Source organism: Pseudomonas sp. Hp2 (assembly GCF_006386585.1).
GTDB lineage: Bacteria > Pseudomonadota > Gammaproteobacteria > Xanthomonadales > Xanthomonadaceae > Pseudomonas_S > Pseudomonas_S boreopolis.
Genome location: NZ_VAHJ01000005.1, coordinates 181,903 through 204,421, shown reverse-complemented (window position 1 = coordinate 204,421; position 22,519 = coordinate 181,903). Strand labels below are relative to the sequence as shown.

At 68.1% G+C, this 22,519-nt stretch carries 28 protein-coding genes; 13 read left to right on the top strand and 15 right to left on the bottom strand.

Translation table 11 applies throughout. The features are described 5' to 3' along the window. The first annotated feature begins 41 nt into the window (after positions 1 to 41). A complete protein-coding gene (locus tag FD678_RS15910) occupies positions 42 to 683 on the top strand; it encodes a YiiX/YebB-like N1pC/P60 family cysteine hydrolase (protein ID WP_140725879.1) in 642 nt (213 codons plus the stop codon). Positions 684 to 696: 13 nt separating this feature from the next. On the opposite strand, the gene FD678_RS15905 is transcribed toward FD678_RS15910, so the two are convergent. The 3 genes from FD678_RS15905 to FD678_RS15895 form a co-directional block, all read right to left on the bottom strand. Continuing rightward, positions 697 to 1,038, bottom strand: coding sequence for a hypothetical protein (locus tag FD678_RS15905; protein ID WP_140725876.1), 342 nt, complete (start codon positions 1,036 to 1,038; stop codon positions 697 to 699). A gap of 96 nt (positions 1,039 to 1,134) precedes the next feature. Continuing rightward, positions 1,135 to 1,776: a glutathione S-transferase family protein gene (locus FD678_RS15900; protein WP_140725873.1), complete on the bottom strand. Its 642-nt coding sequence runs from the start codon at positions 1,774 to 1,776 to the stop codon at positions 1,135 to 1,137. A 76-nt stretch (positions 1,777 to 1,852) separates the two neighbouring features. Beyond that, a complete protein-coding gene (locus FD678_RS15895; RefSeq protein ID WP_177497850.1) occupies positions 1,853 to 2,755 on the bottom strand; it encodes a helix-turn-helix transcriptional regulator in 903 nt (300 codons plus the stop codon). A gap of 208 nt (positions 2,756 to 2,963) precedes the next feature. On the opposite strand from FD678_RS15895, the gene FD678_RS15890 reads away from it, so the two are divergent. From FD678_RS15890 to FD678_RS15880, 3 genes are all read left to right on the top strand, one after another. After that, positions 2,964 to 4,808 carry a chloride channel protein gene (locus FD678_RS15890; protein ID WP_218569774.1) on the top strand — a complete coding sequence of 615 codons (1,845 nt, stop codon included), beginning with the start codon at positions 2,964 to 2,966 and terminating at the stop codon, positions 4,806 to 4,808. Between the two features lie 322 nt (positions 4,809 to 5,130). Continuing rightward, entirely contained in the window at positions 5,131 to 5,574 is a 444-nt protein-coding gene (locus tag FD678_RS15885; protein WP_140725867.1) for a hypothetical protein, read from the top strand. Positions 5,575 to 5,602: 28 nt separating this feature from the next. Next, positions 5,603 to 6,100, top strand: coding sequence for a PaaI family thioesterase (locus tag FD678_RS15880; RefSeq protein WP_140725864.1), 498 nt, complete (start codon positions 5,603 to 5,605; stop codon positions 6,098 to 6,100). A 61-nt stretch (positions 6,101 to 6,161) separates the two neighbouring features. On the opposite strand, the gene map is transcribed toward FD678_RS15880, so the two are convergent. The 4 genes from map to FD678_RS15860 all read right to left on the bottom strand — a co-directional run bounded on the left by map (position 6,162) and on the right by FD678_RS15860 (position 8,338). Then, positions 6,162 to 6,908 (bottom strand): type I methionyl aminopeptidase, encoded by a 747-nt coding sequence (gene map, locus FD678_RS15875; protein ID WP_140725860.1) that lies wholly within the window; start codon positions 6,906 to 6,908, stop codon positions 6,162 to 6,164. 157 nt (positions 6,909 to 7,065) lie between these two features. After that, positions 7,066 to 7,359: a hypothetical protein gene (locus FD678_RS15870; protein WP_140725857.1), complete on the bottom strand. Its 294-nt coding sequence runs from the start codon at positions 7,357 to 7,359 to the stop codon at positions 7,066 to 7,068. After that, positions 7,347 to 7,562 (bottom strand): hypothetical protein, encoded by a 216-nt coding sequence (locus tag FD678_RS15865; RefSeq protein ID WP_140725854.1) that lies wholly within the window; start codon positions 7,560 to 7,562, stop codon positions 7,347 to 7,349. The genes FD678_RS15870 and FD678_RS15865 overlap by 13 nt, the downstream gene beginning before the upstream one ends. A 215-nt stretch (positions 7,563 to 7,777) precedes the next feature. Next, positions 7,778 to 8,338, bottom strand: coding sequence for a peroxiredoxin (locus FD678_RS15860; RefSeq protein WP_140725851.1), 561 nt, complete (start codon positions 8,336 to 8,338; stop codon positions 7,778 to 7,780). A 318-nt stretch (positions 8,339 to 8,656) separates the two neighbouring features. Between FD678_RS15860 and FD678_RS15855 the strand changes: the two genes are divergently transcribed. The 4 genes from FD678_RS15855 to FD678_RS15840 all read left to right on the top strand — a co-directional run bounded on the left by FD678_RS15855 (position 8,657) and on the right by FD678_RS15840 (position 12,959). After that, the gene (locus FD678_RS15855; RefSeq protein WP_218569773.1) at positions 8,657 to 9,076 is read left to right on the top strand and encodes a GntR family transcriptional regulator; all 420 of its coding nucleotides are present in this window, start codon (positions 8,657 to 8,659) and stop codon (positions 9,074 to 9,076) included. A gap of 481 nt (positions 9,077 to 9,557) precedes the next feature. Then, a complete protein-coding gene (locus FD678_RS15850; RefSeq protein ID WP_140725848.1) occupies positions 9,558 to 11,663 on the top strand; it encodes a TonB-dependent receptor domain-containing protein in 2,106 nt (701 codons plus the stop codon). Positions 11,664 to 11,674: 11 nt separating this feature from the next. Beyond that, on the top strand, positions 11,675 to 12,424 hold the full coding sequence (locus FD678_RS15845; RefSeq protein ID WP_218569772.1) for an SAM-dependent methyltransferase: 750 nt from the start codon (positions 11,675 to 11,677) through the stop codon (positions 12,422 to 12,424). A 28-nt stretch (positions 12,425 to 12,452) separates the two neighbouring features. Continuing rightward, the gene (locus FD678_RS15840; protein ID WP_140725845.1) at positions 12,453 to 12,959 is read left to right on the top strand and encodes a Fur family transcriptional regulator; all 507 of its coding nucleotides are present in this window, start codon (positions 12,453 to 12,455) and stop codon (positions 12,957 to 12,959) included. A gap of 50 nt (positions 12,960 to 13,009) precedes the next feature. Here FD678_RS15840 and FD678_RS15835 read toward each other — a convergent pair whose 3' ends face one another. From FD678_RS15835 to FD678_RS15825, 3 genes are all read right to left on the bottom strand, one after another. Then, positions 13,010 to 13,468, bottom strand: coding sequence for an RcnB family protein (locus FD678_RS15835; RefSeq protein WP_140725842.1), 459 nt, complete (start codon positions 13,466 to 13,468; stop codon positions 13,010 to 13,012). Positions 13,469 to 13,661: 193 nt separating this feature from the next. Beyond that, entirely contained in the window at positions 13,662 to 14,840 is a 1,179-nt protein-coding gene (locus FD678_RS15830; RefSeq protein WP_140725839.1) for a low temperature requirement protein A, read from the bottom strand. Between the two features lie 8 nt (positions 14,841 to 14,848). Then, complete coding sequence (locus FD678_RS15825) at positions 14,849 to 15,118, bottom strand: hypothetical protein (protein WP_140725836.1); 270 nt, start codon at positions 15,116 to 15,118, stop codon at positions 14,849 to 14,851. 181 nt (positions 15,119 to 15,299) lie between these two features. On the opposite strand from FD678_RS15825, the gene FD678_RS15820 reads away from it, so the two are divergent. Next, on the top strand, positions 15,300 to 15,785 hold the full coding sequence (locus FD678_RS15820) for a hypothetical protein (protein ID WP_140725833.1): 486 nt from the start codon (positions 15,300 to 15,302) through the stop codon (positions 15,783 to 15,785). Between the two features lie 7 nt (positions 15,786 to 15,792). Next, entirely contained in the window at positions 15,793 to 16,404 is a 612-nt protein-coding gene (locus FD678_RS15815) for a TetR/AcrR family transcriptional regulator (protein ID WP_140725829.1), read from the top strand. Positions 16,405 to 16,550: 146 nt separating this feature from the next. Here the strand turns inward: FD678_RS15815 and FD678_RS15810 are convergent, their stop codons facing one another. The 5 genes from FD678_RS15810 to FD678_RS15790 all read right to left on the bottom strand — a co-directional run bounded on the left by FD678_RS15810 (position 16,551) and on the right by FD678_RS15790 (position 20,449). Beyond that, entirely contained in the window at positions 16,551 to 17,231 is a 681-nt protein-coding gene (locus FD678_RS15810; protein WP_218569771.1) for a L,D-transpeptidase, read from the bottom strand. Between the two features lie 156 nt (positions 17,232 to 17,387). Further along, positions 17,388 to 17,657: a hypothetical protein gene (locus tag FD678_RS15805; protein ID WP_140725822.1), complete on the bottom strand. Its 270-nt coding sequence runs from the start codon at positions 17,655 to 17,657 to the stop codon at positions 17,388 to 17,390. A gap of 320 nt (positions 17,658 to 17,977) precedes the next feature. After that, complete coding sequence (locus FD678_RS15800; RefSeq protein ID WP_140725819.1) at positions 17,978 to 18,343, bottom strand: hypothetical protein; 366 nt, start codon at positions 18,341 to 18,343, stop codon at positions 17,978 to 17,980. Positions 18,344 to 18,589: 246 nt separating this feature from the next. Next, positions 18,590 to 19,519 (bottom strand): NAD-dependent epimerase/dehydratase family protein, encoded by a 930-nt coding sequence (locus FD678_RS15795; protein WP_140725816.1) that lies wholly within the window; start codon positions 19,517 to 19,519, stop codon positions 18,590 to 18,592. A gap of 99 nt (positions 19,520 to 19,618) precedes the next feature. Next, positions 19,619 to 20,449, bottom strand: coding sequence for an alpha/beta fold hydrolase (locus tag FD678_RS15790; protein WP_140726197.1), 831 nt, complete (start codon positions 20,447 to 20,449; stop codon positions 19,619 to 19,621). 360 nt (positions 20,450 to 20,809) lie between these two features. On the opposite strand from FD678_RS15790, the gene FD678_RS15785 reads away from it, so the two are divergent. The 3 genes from FD678_RS15785 (at position 20,810) to FD678_RS15775 (ending at position 22,518) form a co-directional block, all read left to right on the top strand. Next, on the top strand, positions 20,810 to 21,253 hold the full coding sequence (locus tag FD678_RS15785; protein WP_140725813.1) for a MerR family transcriptional regulator: 444 nt from the start codon (positions 20,810 to 20,812) through the stop codon (positions 21,251 to 21,253). A 139-nt stretch (positions 21,254 to 21,392) separates the two neighbouring features. Beyond that, complete coding sequence (locus FD678_RS15780; protein ID WP_140725810.1) at positions 21,393 to 22,076, top strand: type 1 glutamine amidotransferase domain-containing protein; 684 nt, start codon at positions 21,393 to 21,395, stop codon at positions 22,074 to 22,076. Between the two features lie 301 nt (positions 22,077 to 22,377). Next, positions 22,378 to 22,518 carry a benenodin family lasso peptide gene (locus FD678_RS15775; RefSeq protein ID WP_140725807.1) on the top strand — a complete coding sequence of 47 codons (141 nt, stop codon included), beginning with the start codon at positions 22,378 to 22,380 and terminating at the stop codon, positions 22,516 to 22,518. Position 22,519 lies beyond the last annotated feature (1 nt).

Genomic DNA, 22,519 nt, shown 5'->3' with positions numbered 1-22,519 from the left:
CCGGCGATAATGTCCCGCTCCTTCCCGCCCCCATGACGTCGATGCGCGCATTCCTGCTGCTGATCTCCCTGCTGACCACCACCGCGTTCGCCCCGTCGGCCTGGGCATTGCGGCTGGACGATGGCGACCTGCTGTTCGTCACCGCCGGCAGCACCGGGCTGAGCGGCGCCATCGACGAGTCCACCGCCAAGGCGGGATCGCCCAGCTTCGACCACGTCGCCCTGGTCGCGCACCGCGATGCCGTCGCCGTGGTGCTGCATGCCGACGAGCAAGGCTCCCGCGAGCAGCCGTTGGACGAATTCCTCGGCGAGGCCCGGGCCAAGCACCGGCAGGTGCACGTCTACCGGCTCGAACCTGCCTACCGCGACGCCATCCCCGACGCGATCGCGCAGGCGCGGCGCATGCTCGGCAAGCCCTACAACTTCACCTACGTGCAGGACGAGGACAGCTATTACTGCTCGGACTTCATCGAACGCGCGTTCCGCGCGCGCCACGTGTTCGCGCTGCAGCCGATGAACTTCAAGAACCCGCAGACCGGCCGGATCCCGGCGTACTGGGTCGAGTTCTACCGCGGCAAGGGCATGGAGGTGCCGCAGGACCAGCCCGGCACGAACCCCAACGACATGGCGCGCTCGGACGCGCTGCAATACGTCGGCCCGCTGGACCTCCAGGCCGGCGCGTAGAAGGCAGGACCGGTCAGAACCCGAAGCCGCAATGCTGGTGCACGTCCAGCACCTTCGCCACCAGGTATCCCGCCGGGAACGCCAGGACGAGCGCACAGAGCCACAGGCCGGCGGCGCGCACGACGATTCGGGCCTCCAGCCGCAACGCGCCGAGCGGCAGGAGCAGGACCACCGCCCAGAGCAGGAGCAAGGGCGGGTAGACCAACGGGCCCAGCACGAGGTTCAGCACGGCCCAACCCAGCGCTTCGCCGGCCTCCACGGCATGGCACGCCCGTTGGAACCATCCCCAGGACGCGGCCACCGCCCACATGGCCGTGGCGATCAGCGCCAGGACGTACTTCAGGATGCCGTGCATGATTCTTCCTTGAGCGGGGATCGGGGCGGAACCGCACCATGGTAGCGGTCCGGTCCGCAGCATTCCCGGCGGCATACACGAGCGTCGCGATGCGGCTCACTCCAGCAGCGGCACCAGGTCCGGATCGCCCTTCCGCATCGCCCGTCGGTAGCCCGGGCGCGCGCCGATGCGCGCCAGGTAGGCGCGGATGCCCGGATAGGGCCCCAGGTCCACCGGCAGGAACAGGCGCATCGTGGACAGCGGGAACACGCTCATGACGTCGGCCGCGGTGAAGTCCTCGCCTGCCAGGTGGTCGCTGTGCGCCAGGCGCGCGTCGACGTGCGCGAGGATCCCGTGCAGCCGCGCTTGCACCGCCGCCGGGACCGGATGTTCCGGGGCCAGCCCGCAGCGGCCGACGGTGAGCGCACGCAGCATCGCCGGCTGGAGCGTGCCGTTGGCGAAGTGGAACCAGTACAGGTACGCGGCGTACCCGGAATGGCCGGGTCCATGCCGCAGGCGTCCCTCGCCGAAGCGGTCCAGCAGGTAGTCGACGATGGCGCCGGACTCGGCCAGCATCAGGCCGTCGACCTCGACGACCGGCGCGGTGCCCAGCGGATGCACCGCCTTCAGCTCCGGCGGCGCCATGCGCGTGACCGGGTCGCGCGCGTACCTCGCCAGTTCGTAGGGAATGGCCAGCTCCTCGCAGAGCCAGACGATCCGCTCGGATTGCGAGCGGCCGAGATGGTGGATCCTGAGCATCGGTGTTCCTCGTGGACGAATGGACATCGCCGCCCCGCGTCGCGGGACGCCGGGCCGCATGGGATCGGATCGGGGATCAGGCGCGGGGCCGGCGGCCTTCGCCGCGCACGTCGCTGGGCAGGTAGCCGAAACGCGCGCGGAACCGGGCCGAGAACCGCGAGGCGGAGTCGTAGCCGACCGCGAGCGCGACATGCAGCACCGGCAGGTCGGTGTTCTGCAGCAGCGCCAGCGCATGCAACATGCGCACGTCCTGCACCAGGCCGCGGAAGCCGACGCCCTCCTCCGCCAGGCGCCTGCGCAAGGTCGGCGCGCTGGTCGCCAGCAGGCGCGCCACGCGGTCCACCGACCATCCGGTGGCCGGATCGGCCGCCAGCAGCCGGCGTACCTGCTGGCCGATCGATGCCGGCCGCGGCGGCGCGAAGTGGAACCCGCGCTCGCCGAGCCAGAGCAGCACCTCCTCGAGACGATGGATGGCGATCGCGGCCGGCACGCGGTCATCGCCCAGCGCGCCGAACGCGCGGTGGAACGCGTCGAGGAACGACTCCCCCAGCGCCGCGTGCTTCGCCACGCGCGGGCCCGCGTCGGGACGCGCGGCACCGGAGGCGGCGAGCCGTTGCGCGGACCACATCAGCCACAAGGCGCGATAGCTGCCGCTGCGGCCCGGCGTGTTGGCGATGTCCACCACCTCCCCGGCCTGCAGCGACAACGCGTCGCCGGGATGCGCGATGCACTCCCCGCCGGACCAGCGGATGCGCTTGCACCCGTCCTCGACCAGGATCAGCGTGGCCTGGTCGACCACGATGCGGTGCGAGGTCAGGTCGGAGCGCTGCACGATGCATCCGGCCGCGCCGAAGCCGGGCCGCACCCGCAGCGCGCGCGGCCCGGCATCGGAAGCGCCCGGGGAACGCCGCGCCGGCATCGACCGCGCGGGAGCACGTTCGCCGCCCCGGGGCGGATCGACGGGTTGCAGGAGCCTCATGCGATGCGTCGGCGAAGAAAGGACGGCGCTACTGTGCCATCCGCGTCCGCGGCGGACACGCCGGCAACGCTCGCTCGATATGCCGATCCGCTCAAGCCGCCTCCGGTACGCCGGCCACGTCCAACCGTTCATTTTCGAGCCAGCCACTGCGGCGGCATCCGCGTAACCTTGCCCGCCTCCCACGCCCACTCACGCGCAAGGCACGCCGATGCCCCCTGCCCAGACGCCCCCTGCGCCGCTGTCGCCGGCGCCTTCGCTCGCGCCCTCGCTCGCCGCCGCGCACATGCCGCGCCGCTTCGCGCCGCTGGATCGCCGCGTGTTGCGGATCTGCGGCCTGGCCCTGGCCGTGGCCGTGCTGGTGGCGCTGGCGGCGCGCCTGCTCGCGTCGCTGATCGGCCTGGTCACCAACCTCGCCTTCCACGGCCGCTGGAGCCTGGAATTCGCCAGCCCGACCGGGCACCACCTCGGCGCCTGGGTGATCCTGGTGCCGGTGGTCGGCGGCCTCGTGGTCGGCGCGATGGCGCGCTGGGGATCGCGCGCGATCCGCGGGCACGGCATCCCCGAGGCGATGGAACAGGTGCTGCTCAACGAGAGCCGCATCCCGCCGCGGATGATCTGGCTCAAGCCGGTGTCCTCGGCCGTGGCGATCGGCACCGGCGGCCCGTTCGGCGCGGAAGGACCGATCATCGCCACCGGCGGCGCGCTCGGTTCGCTGTTCGGGCAACTGCTGCGGGTTACCGCCGACGAGCGCAAGACGCTGCTCGCCGCCGGCGCCGCGGCCGGCACCGCGGCGGTGTTCGCCGCGCCGCTCGCGGCGGTGCTGCTGGCGATCGAACTGCTGCTGTTCGAATGGCGCGCGCGCTCGCTGATCCCGGTGGCGCTGGCGGCGGCGGTCGGCGCCGGCGCGCACCTCGCGCTGGAAGGCGGCGCGCCGATGTTCGCGGTGCCGGCATTGGCCGCGCCGGACGTACCGGCGCTCGTCGCCTATCTCATGCTCGGCCTGGTCGCCGGCATCGCCGGCGTGGGCATCACCAAGCTCGCCTACGCGATCGAGGACGGCTTCGAGAAACTGCCGGTCCACTGGATGTGGTGGCCGGCGATCGGCGGCCTGGTGGTCGGCCTGGTCGGCTGGTTCATGCCGCTCACGCTCGGCGTGGGCTACGACAACATCGCCGGCGCGATCGCCGGCCGGATCGGCGTGGCCACGCTGCTGGCGCTGTGCGTGGCCAAGCTGCTGTCGTGGTCGATCGCGCTCGGCAGCGGCACCTCCGGCGGCACCCTGGCCCCGCTGTTCACCATCGGCAGCGCGCTCGGCGGCGTGCTCGGCGCCGGCCTGGCGGCCTGGGCGCCGTGGCTGCACGTCGACCCGCACATGGCCGCGCTGGTGTGCATGGCGGCGCTGTTCGCCGGCGCCTCGCGCGCCTTCCTCACCTCGGTGATGTTCGCCTTCGAGACCACCCAGCAACCGCACGCGCTGCTGCCGCTGCTCGGCGCCTGCGCGGCCGCCTACCTGGTCTCCGGCCTGGCGATGCGCCACACCATCATGACCGAGAAGATCGCTCGCCGCGGCGTGCGCGTGCCCAGCGAGTACGCGGCCGACTACCTGGACCAGATCGCCGCCGGCGAAGCCTGCAGCCGCGATGTGGTGGCCCTGCGCCACGACGAGCGCCTGCAGGACGTGCGCAGCCGGCTCGGCTCGGGCCAGGCCGCGTTCAAGCACCAGGGCTTCCCGGTGGTGGACGATGCCGGCCATGCGCTCGGCGTCGTCACCCGCCGCGACCTGCTCGATCCGCAGTGGGATGCGGACACCCGCATCGGCGCGATGCTGCGCCGCCCCCTGCTGGCCGTGCGCGAGGACCATTCGCTGCGCGAGGCCGCCGACCACATGGTGGAGGCCGACGTGGGCCGGCTCGTCGTCGTCGCCCGCAACGCGCCGCACGCGATGGTCGGCATCCTCACCCGCGGCGACCTGCTCGCCGCCCATGCGCGGCGGCTGCGCCAGGCCCGCCATGCCGACCGGCACCTGGGCGCGGGCGCCAGGCCGACCGCCTGATCCGTGCGGCGCGTGCGCACCCGCCAAGGGGGTGCGCACGCGGTGACCGGGACGGGGCGCGATGTCCCTTCCCCGCGGATAGCGGTGGCCCATCGGCCGCGGCGCCCCCGCGCGACTTCCCGTCGATTCCTTGATCCTTGTCTCGCTCTTCCCGGATCGTTTCGGGTAGCGTCGCTTTCCGGCAGCGGGGACTCGCCTGCCGTGTTTCTCTCCGTTTCGATCGTCCGCCTGCATCGGCGTCGCCATCCCCGGTGCGGGAGCGGACAGCAAGATGGATTCCGGGAGCGCGTGGAGCGCGGCATCCCTGCATGGAGAAGCGACGATGACGGTACTGGCGTGGCTTGCGTTGTCCTGCTACCTGCTGACGTTCCTGCTCGTGGCCCTGTTCGCCCTGGCCTACCTGAAGCGCACCGAGTTCATGCCCTATCACCGCGCGGCGGTGGCACGGGACTGGCGGGACATCGACGAACCCATGCGCCTGCTCCTGCTGGCCCTGATCAAGGTGGTCGGCGCGGCCTGGCTGGCGGCCGCCGTCGCGGGCTTCCTGTCCCTGTACCTGCTGTTCTCGCGGCCGGGCGTCGCCTGGCAGCTTTGGCTGTTCCAGGGATTCTGCCTGCTGACCGTCGTCCCGCCGATCGCGGTGGCCGCGCACCTGCGGCGCAGGACGAAGGCGCCCACGCCCTTGTCCCTCGGGGCGGTGATGGTGCTGTTCTCGCTGGCGGGATTCGTCCTGTCGTTGTCGTCCGGGCATTTCCGCACCGGTTGATTCCATTCCTGCGTTCCGGAGAGATTCGATGAAGCGCGACAACCTGTTCTGGAAGATGGTGAGCGGCGAACTTCCCTTGCCCAACGCGGGCACGATGCTGGGATGGAAGTTCATCGACTACGACGAGGAAAACCGCGAGATACACGTCGAGTTCGATGCGACCGCGTCGTTCACCAATCCCCTCGGCCACATCCAGGGCGGCATTCTGTCGGCCATGCTGGACGACACGATGGGTCCGGCCGTGTACGCCACCATGCCGATCAACCGCATGGCGCTGACGGTCGAGTCGAAGACCAACTTCGTCAATCCGGCACGGCCGGGAAAGATCCGCGGCATCGGCCGGCTGGACCATGCCAAGGGCGGCATCAGCTTCACTTCCGGGCGCCTGCTCGATCCTGCCGGCAAGGTGCTGGCCACGGCGACGGCGACGTTCCGGGTCAGCGAAATGCGGTGGCACGGCGTGACGATCCCCAGCCCGATAGCGCGCAACCTGATAGAGCGGCGGGTCGCCCGGCAGCAGCCCTGATCTACCCGCCCTGCGGGCGAGGAGGTCATCGGGCGGCGGCGTCGCGCTTGCCTGCGACGGCTCAGTGCAGCGTCAGCACGATCGGCTCGCCGCGGGTGATCACCAGCGTGTGCTCGTACTGGGCCGAGCGGTTCCCCTTCGTGCCCACCAGCGTCCAGCCATCCCCGGCTTCCTCCACCATCCGGCTCCGCGTGGAGAGGAACGGCTCGATGGTGATGACCAGGCCTTCGTGCAGCACGCGCGTATCGGCCGGGTCGTAGTAGCCGGCGATATGGTCGGGCTGCTCGTGCAGCGCGCGGCCCACGCCATGGCTGCCCAGGTTCTCGATCACGCGGAAGCCGAACCGGCGTGCGGTCGCCTCGATCACCGCACCGATGCGGTTGATCGGCTGGCCGGCGCGCGCCACCTGCAGGGCGCTGGCCAGGGCCGCGCGCGTGGCATGGCACAGGCGGGTGTCGCGCGCCGAGGCGGGCGGCAGCACGCGCGTGCCGCCGGTGTCGGCGTAGTAGCCATCCAGTTCCGCGGAGACGTCCACGTTCAGCACGTCGCCGGCGCGCAGCACGCGCGCGCCCGGGACGCCGTGCGCGGCCTCCTCGTTGACGCTGATGCAGGTGGCGCCCGGGAACCCGTAGGCCAGGCGGGGTGCCGACCGCGCCCCGGCCTCGGCCAGCATGCGTTCGCCGATCGCGTCCAGCTCCGCGGTGGTCATGCCGGGCACGGCCGCCGCCAGCATCGCCTCGCGCACCTGCGCGACGAGGCGGCCGATGCGCTGCAGGCCCTCGAGGTCGGATGGGGATTCGATGGTCATGGCGGAGCCCTGGTGCGAGAGGCGCAGGTTATCACTACGGCGGCGACGGCCCGCGCGGACGGTCGAGCGGCACGGCCCGGCTCGCTCGCCTTGCTCCCGGCGGCGCCGGGCCATCGATCCTGCGTTCCCATCGCCGTCCCAAGGACGGAAGCGGCGCTCAATCGGGCGCCCGGCCTGCCAACGCCGCCATCGTGAAGACGTAGCCCGCGCTTTCGAGGAGCGCCCTCATCCGCAGCTCCGCGCGCCGCGGCAGGCGCAACCCGCTTGGCGCATAAAGCGCATAAACATAGCCCGCGCCTTCCACATGTTCCCTGCGGACCGAACAATCGTTCGTCTCGGCGGCGTCCGACCAGACCGCCTGCAATTTCGCAGGACCGATGGACTGGCCGTTGTGCAGGCGGAACGTCAGCCAGCGAACGCCCGGCGGCGGCAAGCGAGCTACCTTAGCCATTGCGCACCTTCGATGCGGCGATGGAGGGCCTCGAGGATTTCCGGGTCCAGCCTGGGGTGCTCGGTCAGCGAAGACGCGGGGAGATCGATGCGCATCGCATCGTTGACCAAGGCGGGCAGCACGCGATCCAGGTCGATCCACCAGCCATGAGGAAGGCGCAGGCCATGCCCGTTTCTGTCGTAGATGCTGATCTGGAAAGACATGACGATGCTCCAGGTGAGTCCCGAGCATACGTCAATGCAATGTCATCCCCGGCTGCGACCCGCCCGGATGGCTACCGGCGCGCATCCAGGCGGCGGGCGCACAGGCGCACATGGCTCTCGTCCTGTTTCGCCTCCAGGAACGGAACGGACCGTGGCATCGCGGAAGAAGGCCGATGCATGGCCTTCCCCCAACGTTCTCGCATTCGATCCCGGCCCTACTTGCCGGCCTTGTACGCCTTCACCGCGTCCATCGTCATCTGCACGTGCTTCTCCGGATTGCGGTCCGTGTAGCTGAGCAGGATCTTGCCGTCCGGCGCGATGACGAACGAGGTGCGGTTGGACAAGGTCTTGCCGTCGGCCTGCATGGTCGCGTCGAACTTCGCCGCCACCTTCGCGCCCGGATCGGCGGCGACGGCGAACTTGTCCCGGCACTCGGCGCTGGAGAATTCCTCCACGCGGTCCAGGTTGCCGGCCGTGACGCCCACGACGGTCGCGCCCAGCTTCTCGAACTCCGGCGTCGCCTCGGCGAAGCGGTGCGCCTCGATCGTGCAGCCCGCAGTGAAGGCGGCCGGGAAGAAGTACAGCACCACCGGCCCGCGCTTGAGCGCCTGCTTGAGGTCGAACGTGGTCGGCTTGCCGGCCAGCGCCGCCTGCAGGCTGAACTCCGGCGCGGTCGCGCCCTGCGGCAGCGCCGCGGAAGCGGTCATGACGGGCAGCGCGAGGCCGGCCACCAGCGCGATGGCCAGGCGCCGGGCGAAATGCTTGATGGTCTTCATGCGAGGTTCCTTCGATGGAGGCGATGCGGTCGTGGACGAGGCGATGAGGCTGGGTGCATCCGGCGGGCGCGGAGCTTGCCGAGGCGAATCGTAAGCCCATCGCGGGGGACTTGGTGCCAATAGGTGCCAAGCCTGGGCGTGGACTCTTCCCGCATGCGGCGATGAATACGCATTCCGCCGCATACCGCGCCCTTCGCACGGCCTGCCGGCGCGCGCCGCCAGCATCGTCCCCAACTGCGAACTCCGTCGCCACCGCCCATGTGACAGTTCCCTTACCATCCGGCTCAGGAGGCTGTCACGACAGGGAGGAGTTCGGCCATGAACGCGATCCACTCCAAGAGTGCATTCCTGTACGGGCAGCTCAGGCGCGCATTGCAATCGGGACGCTACGCGCCCGGACAGCGGATCGACCCGGCCAGGCTGGCCGCGGAGTTCGACACCAGCGCCACGCCCGTGCGGTTCGCGTTGTATCGCCTGGTCGGCGAAGGCCTGGTCTCCGACCATGCGCGCGGCGGATTGCACGTGCCGCTGCTCGGCGAGGTCGCGTTGCGCGACCTTTACGACTGGATGCAGCGCCTGCTGCTGATGGCCTGCGACATCGGCGTCGCGCCCAGCACGGAGGCCGGGAGGTTGGATCCGGCGCCGGCGGAGCACGACGTGGCCAAGTTGACGTGGAAGCTGTTCGACGCGATCGCCCGCGCCACGGCGCACCGCTCGTTGCACCAGGCGGTCAAGTAGGCCAACGACAAGCTGGCGCCGGTACGCCGCGCCAAGCAGGACCTGATCGGCCATGCGCACGAGGAAATCTCGGAACTGAACCGGTATTGGCGGCAGCGCGACATGCCCGCCCTGAAATCCGCCCTGCGCGACTACCACGAACGCCGCAAGCAGCTGGTGCCGCGCATCGTGGCCACGCTGGTCGATCGCTGCGAGCGCCTGCAGTAGATCAACCGCTCCCGCCGGCCGGCGGTTCGCCACCGGCGGATCGCCGGAACCCATGGCCGCTGCACATGCGTTGCTCCCGGCCTGTCTTTTCTTGCCAGCCACGCCGGCACCCGGGCGCCAGCGGCTCCGCGCCGCAATGTTGCAGCAAGTGCCTTGGCATCCCATGTATTGCAATGTTATAACATTTTATACTCGGCGGAATAGGCCGGCAGGCCGCCCGTCGTTCGGCCCCTCTCTCGCCGCTGCCGGCGTCACCGATAGCCATGGAAACCGCATGACGACTTCCCGTACATCCCTCTCCGCCAGCATCGCCGTCGCGCTGCTCGCCACCGGCCTGGTCGCGCAGCGCGCGCACGCCGAAACCGCCACGCCCCCGCCGGCCACGCTGGACACGATCCAGGTCACGGGCATGCAGGAAGCCGCCAACAAGATCGCCTCGCCGGTCAGCGTGATCGGTGCCGAGAAGATCGAGCAGGGCGGCGGCACCCTGGGCGAAGTGCTCGACGGCCTGCCCGGCGTGCGGGCCGACACCTTCGGCGCCGGCGCGGGCCGCCCGATGATCCGCGGCCAGACCGCGCCGCGGGTGAAGGTGCTCTCCGACAGCTCGGTCGTGCTCGATGCCTCGGACATCTCGCCCGACCACGCCGTCACCGTGGACCCGCTGCTGGGCGAGCGCATCGAAGTGCTGCGCGGTCCGGCCACCCTGCTGTACGGCGGCGGCGCCATCGGCGGCGTGGTCAACGTGCTGGACAACAAGATCCCCGGCCGCCTTCCGGACAACGGCCTGGAGGGACGCCTGCTGCTGCGGGGCAACTCGGTGGCCGACGAGCGCGTGGCCGCCGGCGCGATCACCGGCCAGCTCGGCGACCACCTCGTGCTGCATGCCGAAGGCTCGTACAAGGACGCGGACGACTACCGTGCCCCTGACCTGGACGAATCGCGCGTGGACGCCACCTTCAGCCGCTCGAAGAACGGCAGCGTCGGCGCCAGCTGGGTCACCGACAAGGGCTACGTCGGCCTGGCCTACTCCTACCGCGACGACCATTACGGGCTGCCCGGCCACAGCCACGAGTACGAAGGCTGCCACCCGCACGGCAGCGCGCTGCACTGCGGCTCGCACGACCATGCCGCCGAAGAGGGCCACGACCACTCGCACGAACACGACCATGACCACGAGCACGTGGCGGCGATCAACCTGACCAGCAAGCGCGTCGACCTACGTGGCGAATATGCCGATCCGTTCCCGGGCATCGGCCGTATCCGCTTCCGTGCCAACCATACCGACTACAGCCACGACGAGGTGGACGGCGAAGAGGTCACCACCACCTTCCGCAACAAGGGCTACGACAGCCGCGTGGAGCTGGAACACGTGCCGATCGGCCGCTGGACCGGCGTGTTCGGCGTGCAGCACGCCGACACCACCTTCAGCGCCACCGGCGTGGAAGCGTTCCTGCCCACCGTGGACACCCGCTCCACCGGCGTGTTCCTGGTCGAGCACTTCGAACTGAACGACCGGTGGCACTTCGAACTGGGCGGCCGCCACGAATGGCTGGTGCACCAGCCGCGCAACGACGCGCGCAACCGGCCCAAGTTCGACGATACCGCCAGCTCGTTCTCCGGCGCGGCGATCTGGTCGTTCCGCCCGGATCTGTCGCTGACCTTCTCGCTGTCGCGCTCGCAGCGCCTGCCGCACGCGCAGGAGCTGTACGCCCGCGGCATCCACATGGCCACCAACACCTACGAGTGCGGCCTGTTGCCGAGCGCGCTGACCTGCGGCGGCGCGGCCAACGACGCCGGCTATGCCAAGGAGACCTCCAGGAACGCCGAGCTGATGCTGCGCAAGACCGAAGGCCCGGTGACGTTCAGCCTGGGCGCGTTCGCCAACGACGTGGACGACTACATCTACGCGCGCACGCTGGACCAGTACGAAGCCTTCCGGCTGATCAAGTACACCCAGGCCGACGCCGAATTCCGCGGCATCGAGGCCGAACTGGGCCTGCAGCTCAACGACCACCTGTCGGTCACCGTGTTCGGCGACCGCACCCGCGCGCGCTTCGCCGACGGCGGCGGCGACGTGCCGCGCATCCCGGCGGCGCGCTTCGGCGGCCGCGCCAACCTGGCCATGGGCGCGTTCGAGGGCGAACTGGAGCTGTACCGGGTCAACCGCCAGACCCACATCGCCGACTACGAAGTGGAATCGCCGGCCTACGACATGCTCAACCTGGCCGTGTCCTACCGCCTGCCGTACGGCAACAGCCGGGTGTTCGCGCGCGGCAGCAACCTGCTCGACGAGCAGGTGTGGAACCACGCCTCGTTCCTGGCCAGCACCGTGCCGCTGCCCGGCCGCAACGTGACCGTCGGCTTCAGCTACGCGTTCTGAGGCAGCGCCCGGTGACCTTGTACGAACGCGTCGCCCGGCTCCACGGCCACCGGCCGTGGGGCTCGGTGCTGGATGCCGGCACCGGGCCGGCCTCCATGCGCTGGCTGCAGGCATTGGATTGCGACCGCTGGACCGCGGTGACCGGCGCCACGCAGATGCTGGAAAAGACCCGGCAGGCGATGGAGCGACCGCCGCGCGAACAGGACGCGCTGCTCGTGGGCAACTGGATGGACCCGGCGTTGCTGGCCGGCGAGCGCTTCGACGTGGTGCTGGCCGACTACCTGCTGGGTGCCATCGAGGGCTTCGCGCCGTACTGGCAGGACCGGCTGTTCGCGCGCCTGCGCCCGCTGGTGGCCGGGCGGCTGTACGTGATCGGCCTGCAACCGTACATCCACGGCCGGCCGGACGACGACGCCGGGCGGACGATCAACGAGATCGGCCGCCTGCGCGATGCCTGCCTGCTGCTGTCCGGCGACAGCCCGTACCGCGAGTACCCGCTGGACTGGACGCTGCGCAGCCTGGAAGCGGCCGGCTTCCGCGTGGTCGATGCCGAGCTGGTTCCGATCACCTACGGCCCGCGCTTCATCCACAGCCAGCTGGCGATGTGCAGCCAAGCCGCCGGCAAGCTGGCCGACCGCCGCCTGGCGGTGGAGCTGCTGCGCCACGTGGCCGACCTGCAGGCGCGTGCGCTGGCCCTGTCGCAACGGCTTGGCGGATTGCGACACGGGCACGACTACGTGGTCGTGGCCGAACCCACCTGAGCCTTGGACGGCCGCGGCCCATGCACGCATGATCCACGCCCTGCCCCAACCCAGCCCGCACCTGGAAAACCACGCGCCCTCGGCGCGCGCGCAACAGCGGATCCTGGCCGTCCAGCAACACTGCCAGCGGCGCGGACTCAAGCTGACCGCATCGCGCCTGCGCGTGCTCCGGCTGCTGGCCGAAGCCGACGGTCCGCTGAAGGCCTACGCCCTGCTCGACAGCATCCGCCGGTCGCATCCCAAGGCCGGCCCCGCCGCCGTCTATCGCGCCCTGGAGTTCCTGCAGGCCCAAGGCTGGGCGGTGAAGCTCAACACCATCAATGCCTTCATGCTGCGCCCGCCGGGCCCGGCCTGGAGCTGCACCTTCCTCGTCTGCGAGCGATGCGCCGGCGTGGCGACGCTGGAAGGCCCGGCGTTGCGCAGCGAGCTGATCGCCGGCGCGCACATCGCCGGATTCACCCCGGCCACGCACGCGCTGGAAGTGGCCGGCACCTGCCGGCGGTGTTGCGAGCGGCATCCGGACGGCGCCGGATAGCCACGCGCCCGCCATCGAAGCGCACGTCCCTCCGAGCATGCGGCCGGGAGCTATTGCCCCAGGATCTGCGCGATCACGCCGGTGGCGAGCTGGACCATGTAGTACTCGTCGTCGCGGGGATCCGGGCGCACCCAGGTATAGCCGGGCGGCGGCGGCGCCAGGTCGTACGCACGGTAATCGCGGACGTAGTAGCGCTCCACCAGGTACTCGCGCGGGATATGCTCGCCGCGCGCCCAGCGCCGTTCGGCCTTGGCCCGCGCCTTCATCGCTTCCCGGCGATCCTTCTCGTACTCGCGTTCGGCCTCGCGACGGTCCTTCCAGTATTCCCGCTCGGCCTCGCGCCGATCCTTCTCAGACTCGCGCATCGCCTCGCGGCGGTCCTTCTCGTACTCGCGCCAGGCCTCCGCGCGGTCCTTGTCCGCTTCGCGGCCATCCTGCCAACGCTCGTCGGCGCCGGCGGCACCGGAGAAGGCGAGCGTCAACGCGCCGGCTATCGAAAGAAGCTTCATTGCAGGTCTCCATCCAGGTCACGCGCACCCTACCGTCGCCGGCATGAACGGACCGGAAAGCGTCCCCCGTCCCGGAATCCGCGCCGCCACGGGCGCCCGCACCTCCACGGCCGTCGGCAACCAGTCGGGCGACGAAGCCATGGCGGAGTAGTGAACGCCGTGGCCCGGAGCGCCGACACGCCCAGCCGGCGGCTCACGCCGGCCGGCCGCGGCGCGCGCGCAGCTCCCACGCGGCCACCGCCAGCATGATGGCGAGCGTCAGCCAGCCCATGACCAGCAGGTTGGTCGCCGGGGCGAGCGGCGCCGACGCCAGCAACGCCACGGCGCCGACCACGTGCGATCGCGGCACCGTGCCGTACACGACCTTCTTGTACACGGCGCTGCCGAGCAGGTAGATCGCCGGGCCGGCGATCAGCACCGCGACCTGCGCGAGGTCCGGGCGGCCGTACGGATGCGCCATCACCACGTCGTTGCCGACCGCCGAGGCGATCACGCCCGCCACCAGGATGGCGTGGATGTAGTGGAAGTACGCGCCCATGCGCCCGGGATCGTCGGAGTGGACGATGGCGGCGGTCGCGTCCTTGCTGGACGTGCCGAAGTACAACCACCACAGCGCAAGCGTGCCGACGAAGGTCGCCAGCAGCGCGAGCACAATCCCGCCGTCCCAGGCCGGCGCGTCCGCCAGCACCGCGCCGCTGGCGAGCAGGGTCTCGCCCAGCGCGACGATCACGAACAACTGGCAGCGTTCGGCCAGATGGCCGCCCTCGATGGTCCATTCGCGCGTCCGCGAACGTCCCAACCCAGGCAGCGCGAAACCGAACATGGGCGAGACGTATTCGCACAGCACCGCGATGCACCACAACGCGATCCGCATGCCGTGCTCGGCCAGCCCGCCGGCGATCCAGAACACGGCCGAGATGGACACCCAGCCGAGCATGCGCCGGTAGTTCGGCGACAGCGGATGGGAGGACGGCAGCTGCAGCACGATGAACGCCGTGCGCCCCACCTGCATCGCGGCATAGCAGCCGGCGAATACCAGGCCCCGGTCGCCGAAGGCCTGGGGGATGCTGGCGGCCATCGCCAGCCCCAGCAGCATGGTGGCGAACAGCAGGCCGCGGATGCGCGGGGTTTCCGGATCGAACCAGTTGGTGACCCAGCAGGTGTACTGCCAGCCGAGCCATACCGCGAACCACAGGACGAGCGCCTCCAGGACGCCCGCCGGGCTCAGGTGGTGCAGCAGCTGGTGGCTGAGCTGGGTGACGGCGAAGACGTAGACCAGGTCGAAGAAAAGCTCTTCGTAACCGACCCGGGCATGGTGGCCATCGCGGCGGCGCAGCAGCGGATGGTGGCCGGTGGACGGCGATCCGGACATGGGGCCGCTCATGCGCGCGACAGGCTCCAGACGACCACGGCAGCGACCGCGGCCGGCACCAGGAAGACGACCACCAGGATCGGAAGCTCTTCGCGGACGCTGTAACCGGCATGGTGGACGCCCACCCACAGGTTGGCGACGGCAAGCACCAGCCACACCGGCACGAAGGCCTTGGCCGCCACCGCCACCCCGGCGGCATTGCCGCCCCAAAGCCAGCCGAACAACCCGAACACGCCCAGCAGGACCAGCCCGCCGAGAATCACCAGCAGCATGTGCATGTCGTCCTCCCCCCGTGATTGGCAGCGACCCTATCCTACGAAAATCCGTCCGGGACGGCGTTTTGGCGGGCTGGAAGAAGTGGCCCGCTGAACGGACGGCGCCGGCCCTGCAGGCCCGTCGTTGACTTGCCTACCTACTGGTAGGTAGATTTGCGCCACCTACTCGAGCGGAACCTTCTCCATGGGCATCTCACCAATCGGCTGGCTGCATACCCTCGGGAGCCTCCCGGCGATCCCGCTGGCCGCGTACATGCTGGTCAAGCACGGGCGCATCGCCGCCGCGACCAGGGCCGGAAACGCCTACTTCTGGTTCATGCTGCTGGGCGTGCTGACGGTGTATCCGATCGCGCACCAACCGGCGAGCTCGATCGTCGCCACGATCACGCTGGCGTTTCTCCTGGCCGGCTATGGCATCGCGCTATGGCGCCCGGCGGCACGCTTGTGGACGTACCTTCAAACGATCTCGCTCAGCGTCACCGTGTTCCTGCTGATGGTGCCCACCGTGAGCGAGAGCCTGCGCAGGCTCCCGGTCGGCGATCCGCTGGTGAAGGACATGAAGGATCCACTGCTGCTGGGCGTCCAGGGCGCGCTCCTCGTGGCGCTGGTCGTGGGTATCCCGCTGCAACTGCGAGCGCTGTATAAGCAGAACACCCACGCGACCAGGTAGCCCCTCGATGTCTTCACCAGCAACATCCCAGCCCCAGTACTCGCCGAAGGCGCGGGAGATCATTCGGCAAGCGAACGAACTGCTTGCCGTGGGTGGCTACAACAGCTTCAGCTATGCGGACATCGCCGAACGGGTGGACGTCCGCAAGGCCAGCATCCACCACCACTTCCCGGCCAAGGCGGACCTGGTCAAGGCCACGGTCGCCCTCCACCGGGAGGCGATACGCCAAGGGCTGCAGTCGCTGCAACAGTCGATCACCGATCCCCACGAACGGCTGGTCGCCTACAGCCGTTACTGGGCCGACTGCATCCAGGCCTCGAATCCCCCCATCTGCATCTGCGCGCTTCTCGCGGCGGAGCTGCCGGCCATCCCCGCCGAGGTGGCCGACGAGGTCGCGGGCCACGTCCATGAACTCCAGGCCTGGCTCGCCTCGACCCTGGAAGAAGGCGCGGCGAAGGGCGTCGTGCAGCTGGCCGAGTCGCCTTCGGCGGAGGCCGCGACGTTCATGGCCTCGATCCACGGCGCGATGCTCTCCGCCCGGGCAACGGCAAACCCTTCGGTGTTCTGGCAGATCGCCAAGCTGGCCACCGACCGTCTGAAGAGCGCACCGCAGGCCTGAGCGGCCGCCATGGCCCTGCCTCTCGATGGCAAGGCCGGCGATGTTCGCCACGATCGGAAGCGAGGGAAGGCGCGGCACGGTGCTGCGCGCCAGCGGAAGCGGCCGGGGAGCGCCGTCAGAGCCACGGCGACGCGCCCGGGCCGTCTTCACTTGCGCGCGTGTCGCGCGCCTTTCTCGTCCTTGTGTTGCGCCGTCGCGCGGCTTTGCGCGAACTCCGGGAAGACCTCCGCTATCGGCATCTTCTCCGGCAAGATGTAGAACACCCCGCCCTGCTCGAACGTGGGACGGACGATGCGCTCGTAGAAATCGGGCGAGACGTTGATGCAGCCGTGCGTGACGCGGTTGTCCTCCGGCTCGGGCGATGCAAGGCGCTCGGCGCGCCGCTCGGCCGGAACGCCGGTCGCGGTAGGATGGATGGAGACCGCGGAATCGTAGTCCACCCACAGCACGCGCCCGGCGTCGATCGACGGACCGAAACCGCCCACGAAGCGGCCCGCGGGCGTCGTGCGGTCCCGGCCCGGGATCTCGCGAAGCGCAAGGCCGGCGACGCCGGGAGCCGTATGGTCGCCGGTCGCCGAGCCGAAGAGCGCGGGAGCCGCGCCACGAAGCCGGCCATCACCGCCGAACACCAGGATCTGCGCAGCGGCCTTGTCCATGACCGCGAACGGATAGCCCTGGCTGTCCTTGGTCGCGACCACCCAACCCGCGAGTTCGATCACCGTGTCGGACACGTCCTGGCCTTGCGGAAGCTCGTCGACGGCGGCGACCGGTGGCGCGACGGCATCCTTGGCGCTGGCCACGCCGATGCCTGCGGACGCCAGCGCCATTGCCAGCGCGGCATGGACGGCTCGGCTTGCAAGATATGAATACGTGCGAATGGGACGGTTCCTTGGAATGAAGACGACTCGATTGCAGGACGCCGGTGGCCGGCGAAGGCCACCGGCGTCCCCATTCAGGCGTTCATTGCGAACGCTGCAAGGCGATTAGCCGCGCGGCGTGCGGCGGGGCGCCTTTTCGAGCTGCTGCACGCGGCCCTCGATCTGGTCCAGACGTTGGTTGGCCTGCTGCGCCGACTGGTTGGCGGACTCGGCGCTCTGGGCCGCGCCCTGCACCCTGGTGTCGAGCTGGTCGAGGCGCGAGTTGATCGTTGCGAACTCCTCTTTGTAGGTGGCGCAGGCGCCAAGGCCCGCGGTAATGACGATCGCCACGCCGAACGTACGTGCCATCTTCAGGTGCTGCTTGGTCAGGAACATTCCACTCCCTCCTTCGTCTGGGGAAGCTGGAATATAGCGGCCTTTTCGCCGAAGCAACGACCGGCTTTCAGCTGGAGTTGGAATACATGGATGGAACGTGAAGATGCGTTGCGACCAGCAAAGCTGGCGCCTGAATCATCGCTGTCTACGGGGCTCGCGGCACTCAATCGACTGGCGCACCGATCATCACGACGTGATGGGTCGGACGAACGTTCGCTTCGGCAGAAGCGGATCCCATTCGCCCAACAAGGCCGATGCGCCACTTCAGCGAAGATACTGGAAGAACGATGTCCCGCCTTCCTGCAACCGGCATCGACCTATCAGTCCTCGTACGCGAGGACCGAACCAGCGCGGATCTGGTATGCCCCGTCATTGGTTCCGAGGATGGTCTGATGAAACCTGACCAGGAAATCCTTTCCGCTGTCGCCAAACTCCACTGAGACCTGGTCAATGGGGGCCGCCCAATTGATGGTCCGGCTCTCCCTAAAAACGACGTGCTGAATTTGCACTCCCTGCGTAGTGGATGCCGTCATGTCGAAGGGCCGGCCGTCCAACTTCCCGACGATCGAGACCTTATTGCCCAAGCGCACCACCGCGACCTCGAATGTGGACGCCGGGCTGTCTTGCGGCTCAATGCCCCGCTTCTTCCAACGCAGTAACAGCGTCCCTTGAACCGCCATATGCATCCCCTCCTATAACTGGACTCCGATGCCCCTAGCGGGCGCCATGCTGGCGGCCAGCCCCCAACTGCATGCCGACGGGAGAAGCCTAACCCAGTAGCCAAAGTGCCTGCTATGGGTCGGACGCTGCCCCCTTCTCCCCTTGGCCAGAGGACACTGCTCGCCATGACCACAACAGCATGTCCGCATCCGGCCACAAGCGGCCTCTCATCTGACCGGCAATCCGAAACTGAACGCTCCAAGCTCGCGTCGCTAACCAATTCCGTTCGACCTGATCACCTCGATCCCGTCTCGGTACTTCATGACTCCAAACTCCGGGAATCGACGCTTGAACTTGCTCGAATCGAACAAGTTGTCCTGCTCATAGCGAGGAAGAAGCTCCCGGATCTCTCTGATTTGCGGCGAGAAGATTCCGGCGATGGCGAAGGCCCACTTGCCGACAACCTTGTACGAAACGGGTCTGCCGAATTCCTCACAGGCCATGGCGACGAATTGCTCATACGTCGGCCGGTCGTCGCAACAGGGCAAGTGCCAAGTTTGTCCGTATGCATCGGGCGTGTTCCCGAGTGCCGCCAGTCCCCGGCTCGCATCTGGCGTCCAGATCAACGTGCGCCTGGTATCGTCGCGTACGGGAACGCGTGGCGTCTTTCCTGCCTTTAATCTGTCGGTAATGAGTGCGTTGGTGAAGCTCTGGGTCTTGCCCGGGCCATAGAACTCCGGTGCGCGCGCGATCAGGACCGGGATCTCGCCGCGCGCCATTTCCTCCAGTACCATCTCGGCCATGCGCGCGCGCACCCGGCCCTTGCGTCCGACCGGCTGGAAGGGAGTCTCCTCCGTCAGCAATCGATCGTCCTGCGGGTACATGTAGGTATTGTCGAAGTAGGCGAACTTCGCGCCTGCCGCACGACTGGCATCGAGCGCATTCCGCAACATCGTCGGGAACTGCCTTTCCCATAGATCAGTATCTGGCGGCAGTCCTGCGGTGAAGTAAACGATATCGCTGCCCTCGACGGACTGCGCGGTCTGCCTGGCATCGAGCAAGTCCGCGGATGCCAGCACATCGGCGTCATTCACCTTGCGTGGATTGCGGCTGACCAGCTTCAGCTCGCCCGTGTAGCTGCGGCGTAGTTCGCGTGCCAATTCCACGGCGATCTGGCCGTTCGCGCCCAGTATCGTTTGCATATGGATCCTTTTTGCGCCCCGGCCCATTTGCGCGAGCCAAGGTCCAGCCTGTCTTTTTGATGACCGAACCTTGCCCGGGACAAGATTCGGTCGAGCCCATCAGCTCTGCAGGAAGGCCAGGAGGTCGGCATTGACCTGATCGGCATGCGTGGTCGGAATGCCGTGTGGGGCACCCTTGTAGGTCAACAGCTTGCCGTTCTTGACGAGCTTCGCCGACAGCACGCCGGAGTCGGCGTACGGAACGACCTGGTCGTCATCGCCATGGATGACCAGAACCGGGATGGTGATCCCCTTGAGATCCTCGGTGAAGTCGGTCTGCGAGAAGGCGACGATGCCGTCGTAGTGCGCCTTGGCGCTACCCATCATGCCCTGGCGCCACCAGTTCCAGATCACTCCCTCCGAGGCCTTGGCCCCAGGACGGTTGTAGCCATAGAACGGACCGGCAGGAACGTCGTAGTAGAACTGCGCTCGGTTGGTGGCGACCTGCGCCTGGAAGTTGTCGAAGACTTCCTTCGGCGTGCCGCCGGGATTGCTCGCCGTCTTGACCATCAAGGGCGGAACGGCACTGATGAGCACGGCCTTGGAGACCTTGTCTTCGCCATGGCGCGCGATGTAACGCACCACCTGGCCACCGCCCGTTGAGTGGCCTACGTGCATGGCGCCCTGGGTGCCGAGCTTCTCGACCACCGCCGCCACGTCGTCTGCGTAGTGGTCCATGTCGTGGCCATCCCATACCTGGCTGGAGCGACCATGGCCGCGGCGGTCGTGCGCGACGACGCGGAAGCCCTTGTTCACGAAGAACATCATCTGCGCGTCCCAGTCGTCCGAACTGAGCGGCCAGCCGTGATGGAAATGGATGACCTGGGCATCGCGCGGGCCCCAATCCTTGTAGAAGATCTCGACGCCGTCTTTGGTGGTGACAGTAGCCATGTGCTGGGTTCCTCGTGTGCTGGTATGGGATGAAGAAGTACGGTCGGCTGCCGATGCCCAGGCGGGAAGAGCCAAACTTCCGGCCATCGCAGCGCCTCCGATCAGCAATCGGCGGCGGAGCGCATCGACGTCGATGCCGCCTGGACCATTCGCATCTGAAACGTTGTTCACCGCTGGCCTCCTGATCGTTCAACTGAAGACGATCCTGCTCCGCATCCGGCGAGCAACCGCGAGGCCGCAACGCAGAATAGGCAAATGCATCTGCGTTACTCGTGAAGCTTGCGGGGCAGCTCTGCTTGACCGGTCCGCCACCGTAAGCCTAAAGTTAACTTCAATGTCAATGCGCCTCCGATGTGCGGCATGAAGATTGGAGAACTGGCGAAACTCACGGGCCTGACGGCGTCCCGGATCCGCTTCTACGAGAGCGCCGGCCTGCTCCTTGCGGTCGATCGCAAAGCCAACGGATACCGTGATTACGCGCCCGGGACGGTCTCGATGCTGGAGATCATCGACAGCGCCCAGCGCGCCGGCTTCTCGCTGGAACAAATCCGCCACCTGCTCCCCTTGGGCGATGGCAGTTGGGATCACGATGAATTGCTGGTGGCGCTTAAAGCCAAGGTCGCCGAGATCGAGGTGTTGCAAAAACGCCTGAAGCAGAACAAGGCGAAATTGCAGATCGCCATCGACGGCATCGAAAACAGGCCCGAGGGCATCGGCTGCGCGGACAACAGGATGCGCGTGCTGGATCGGTTGCGCGGCAAGGGGGTGGTGACTTCGCGCCGCAAACCGATTCGCGGCACCTGAGACGACTTCTGCGAGCTTGACCTTCAAGCGAGGTTGAAACCTAGCGTGGGAGCCACACGGCGTCTCGGCAGTCGCGCCTGGGCACGACCACCTTGAAGGCGCCCGATCGCACCTGATGCCCAATGAGGGGCCTTTGCAGATGGCCCGACGCATCCTGCATGTCGTCAGCAATGTCGCCCATTTCGACGACCCCTCCCATCCGACGGGTTTATGGTTGTCGGAACTGACCCATGCCTACGACCTCTTCGAAGAGCACGGCTATGTACAGCGCATCGTGAGCCCGAAGGGTGGCGTGGCGCCCCTCGAACCCCGTGCGCTCAAGTGGCCCTTGCTGGATGCTTCCGCCAAGGCGTGGCTCAACGACGCGAAACGGATGGCCCTGATCTCGAACACCGCTCGTTCCGATGAAATCGATCCGGCGGATTTCGACGCGATCCATTTCACCGGCGGGCATGCCGTGATGTGGGATTTCCCGGAGAGCACCGGACTGCAACGCATCACTCGCGACCTCTACGAGCGCGGCGGAATCGTGTCTGCGGTATGCCACGGCTACTGCGGCTTGTTGAATACGAAACTGTCCGATGGTTCATTGCTGGTTGCCGGACGCAAGATCACGGGCTTCTCCTGGCGCGAAGAAATACTCGCCGGCGTTGCGAAGGAAATGCCGTACAACGCTGAGGAAGAGATGAAGCGGCGCGGCGCCCTTTACGAGAAGGCCTTGCTTCCGTTCGTCCCGAAAGCGGTCGTGGATGGCCGTTTGGTCACCGGCCAGAACCCGGCATCGGCAAAGGTGACGGCCCAGCGGGTGATCGACATGTTGTGACCGCTTCGGGTCGGAAGCAGTCGATTGCGAAGGATCCTCCCGGCCATGGGCAGCCGCAGAGCGAAGCACCCGCCCGGCTTCGATCCATGTCAAACCGCTGCCACTGTTCCCGATTTCTAACGACGTCAACACGTGAGCCACCGCACAGATCGCAGCCTACCTGAATACCCGATTCCAGGACAGGAATCACAGCCCGCGAATAATTAAACAATTGCAACGCAATAATCATTTGAAAACAAAAAATCTCGGTTCCTAGGCTGCCTGCGTCATGGGACGTCCATGACGCAACCAGGAGACTGAGATGAACACGAACGAGAACAACCGCAGCAACCCGCAGGAAGACGTCATCGTGCTCGGTGTCGCCAGCGTGGAAACCAAGGGCCAGGCCGGGATCACCGAGAACTTCGGCGTCCTGCCCCTCGACGGCATTTCGGACGAATGAC

Excerpts from the sequence above, each read along its gene's own strand:
- FD678_RS15840 (WP_140725845.1), top strand. The coding sequence starts at position 12,453 with ATGATCCACGCCCTGCCCCAACCCAGCCCGCACCTGGAAAACCACGCG.
- map (WP_140725860.1), bottom strand. The coding sequence starts at position 6,908 with ATGACCATCGAATCCCCATCCGACCTCGAGGGCCTGCAGCGCATCGGC.
- FD678_RS15795 (WP_140725816.1), bottom strand. The coding sequence starts at position 19,519 with ATGCAAACGATACTGGGCGCGAACGGCCAGATCGCCGTGGAATTGGCA.
- FD678_RS15905 (WP_140725876.1), bottom strand. The coding sequence starts at position 1,038 with ATGCACGGCATCCTGAAGTACGTCCTGGCGCTGATCGCCACGGCCATG.
- FD678_RS15815 (WP_140725829.1), top strand. The coding sequence starts at position 15,793 with ATGTCTTCACCAGCAACATCCCAGCCCCAGTACTCGCCGAAGGCGCGG.
- FD678_RS15800 (WP_140725819.1), bottom strand. The coding sequence starts at position 18,343 with ATGCATATGGCGGTTCAAGGGACGCTGTTACTGCGTTGGAAGAAGCGG.
- FD678_RS15860 (WP_140725851.1), bottom strand. The coding sequence starts at position 8,338 with ATGAAGACCATCAAGCATTTCGCCCGGCGCCTGGCCATCGCGCTGGTG.
- FD678_RS15900 (WP_140725873.1), bottom strand. The coding sequence starts at position 1,776 with ATGCTCAGGATCCACCATCTCGGCCGCTCGCAATCCGAGCGGATCGTC.
- FD678_RS15810 (WP_218569771.1), bottom strand. The coding sequence starts at position 17,231 with ATGGCGCTGGCGTCCGCAGGCATCGGCGTGGCCAGCGCCAAGGATGCC.
- FD678_RS15850 (WP_140725848.1), top strand. The coding sequence starts at position 9,558 with ATGACGACTTCCCGTACATCCCTCTCCGCCAGCATCGCCGTCGCGCTG.
- FD678_RS15780 (WP_140725810.1), top strand. The coding sequence starts at position 21,393 with ATGGCCCGACGCATCCTGCATGTCGTCAGCAATGTCGCCCATTTCGAC.
- FD678_RS15830 (WP_140725839.1), bottom strand. The coding sequence starts at position 14,840 with ATGTCCGGATCGCCGTCCACCGGCCACCATCCGCTGCTGCGCCGCCGC.
- FD678_RS15910 (WP_140725879.1), top strand. The coding sequence starts at position 42 with ATGCGCGCATTCCTGCTGCTGATCTCCCTGCTGACCACCACCGCGTTC.
- FD678_RS15775 (WP_140725807.1), top strand. The coding sequence starts at position 22,378 with ATGAACACGAACGAGAACAACCGCAGCAACCCGCAGGAAGACGTCATC.
- FD678_RS15820 (WP_140725833.1), top strand. The coding sequence starts at position 15,300 with ATGGGCATCTCACCAATCGGCTGGCTGCATACCCTCGGGAGCCTCCCG.
- FD678_RS15855 (WP_218569773.1), top strand. The coding sequence starts at position 8,657 with ATGAACGCGATCCACTCCAAGAGTGCATTCCTGTACGGGCAGCTCAGG.
- FD678_RS15895 (WP_177497850.1), bottom strand. The coding sequence starts at position 2,755 with ATGAGGCTCCTGCAACCCGTCGATCCGCCCCGGGGCGGCGAACGTGCT.
- FD678_RS15805 (WP_140725822.1), bottom strand. The coding sequence starts at position 17,657 with ATGTTCCTGACCAAGCAGCACCTGAAGATGGCACGTACGTTCGGCGTG.
- FD678_RS15835 (WP_140725842.1), bottom strand. The coding sequence starts at position 13,468 with ATGAAGCTTCTTTCGATAGCCGGCGCGTTGACGCTCGCCTTCTCCGGT.
- FD678_RS15785 (WP_140725813.1), top strand. The coding sequence starts at position 20,810 with ATGAAGATTGGAGAACTGGCGAAACTCACGGGCCTGACGGCGTCCCGG.
- FD678_RS15790 (WP_140726197.1), bottom strand. The coding sequence starts at position 20,449 with ATGGCTACTGTCACCACCAAAGACGGCGTCGAGATCTTCTACAAGGAT.
- FD678_RS15825 (WP_140725836.1), bottom strand. The coding sequence starts at position 15,118 with ATGCACATGCTGCTGGTGATTCTCGGCGGGCTGGTCCTGCTGGGCGTG.
- FD678_RS15880 (WP_140725864.1), top strand. The coding sequence starts at position 5,603 with ATGAAGCGCGACAACCTGTTCTGGAAGATGGTGAGCGGCGAACTTCCC.
- FD678_RS15865 (WP_140725854.1), bottom strand. The coding sequence starts at position 7,562 with ATGTCTTTCCAGATCAGCATCTACGACAGAAACGGGCATGGCCTGCGC.
- FD678_RS15890 (WP_218569774.1), top strand. The coding sequence starts at position 2,964 with ATGCCCCCTGCCCAGACGCCCCCTGCGCCGCTGTCGCCGGCGCCTTCG.
- FD678_RS15885 (WP_140725867.1), top strand. The coding sequence starts at position 5,131 with ATGACGGTACTGGCGTGGCTTGCGTTGTCCTGCTACCTGCTGACGTTC.
- FD678_RS15870 (WP_140725857.1), bottom strand. The coding sequence starts at position 7,359 with ATGGCTAAGGTAGCTCGCTTGCCGCCGCCGGGCGTTCGCTGGCTGACG.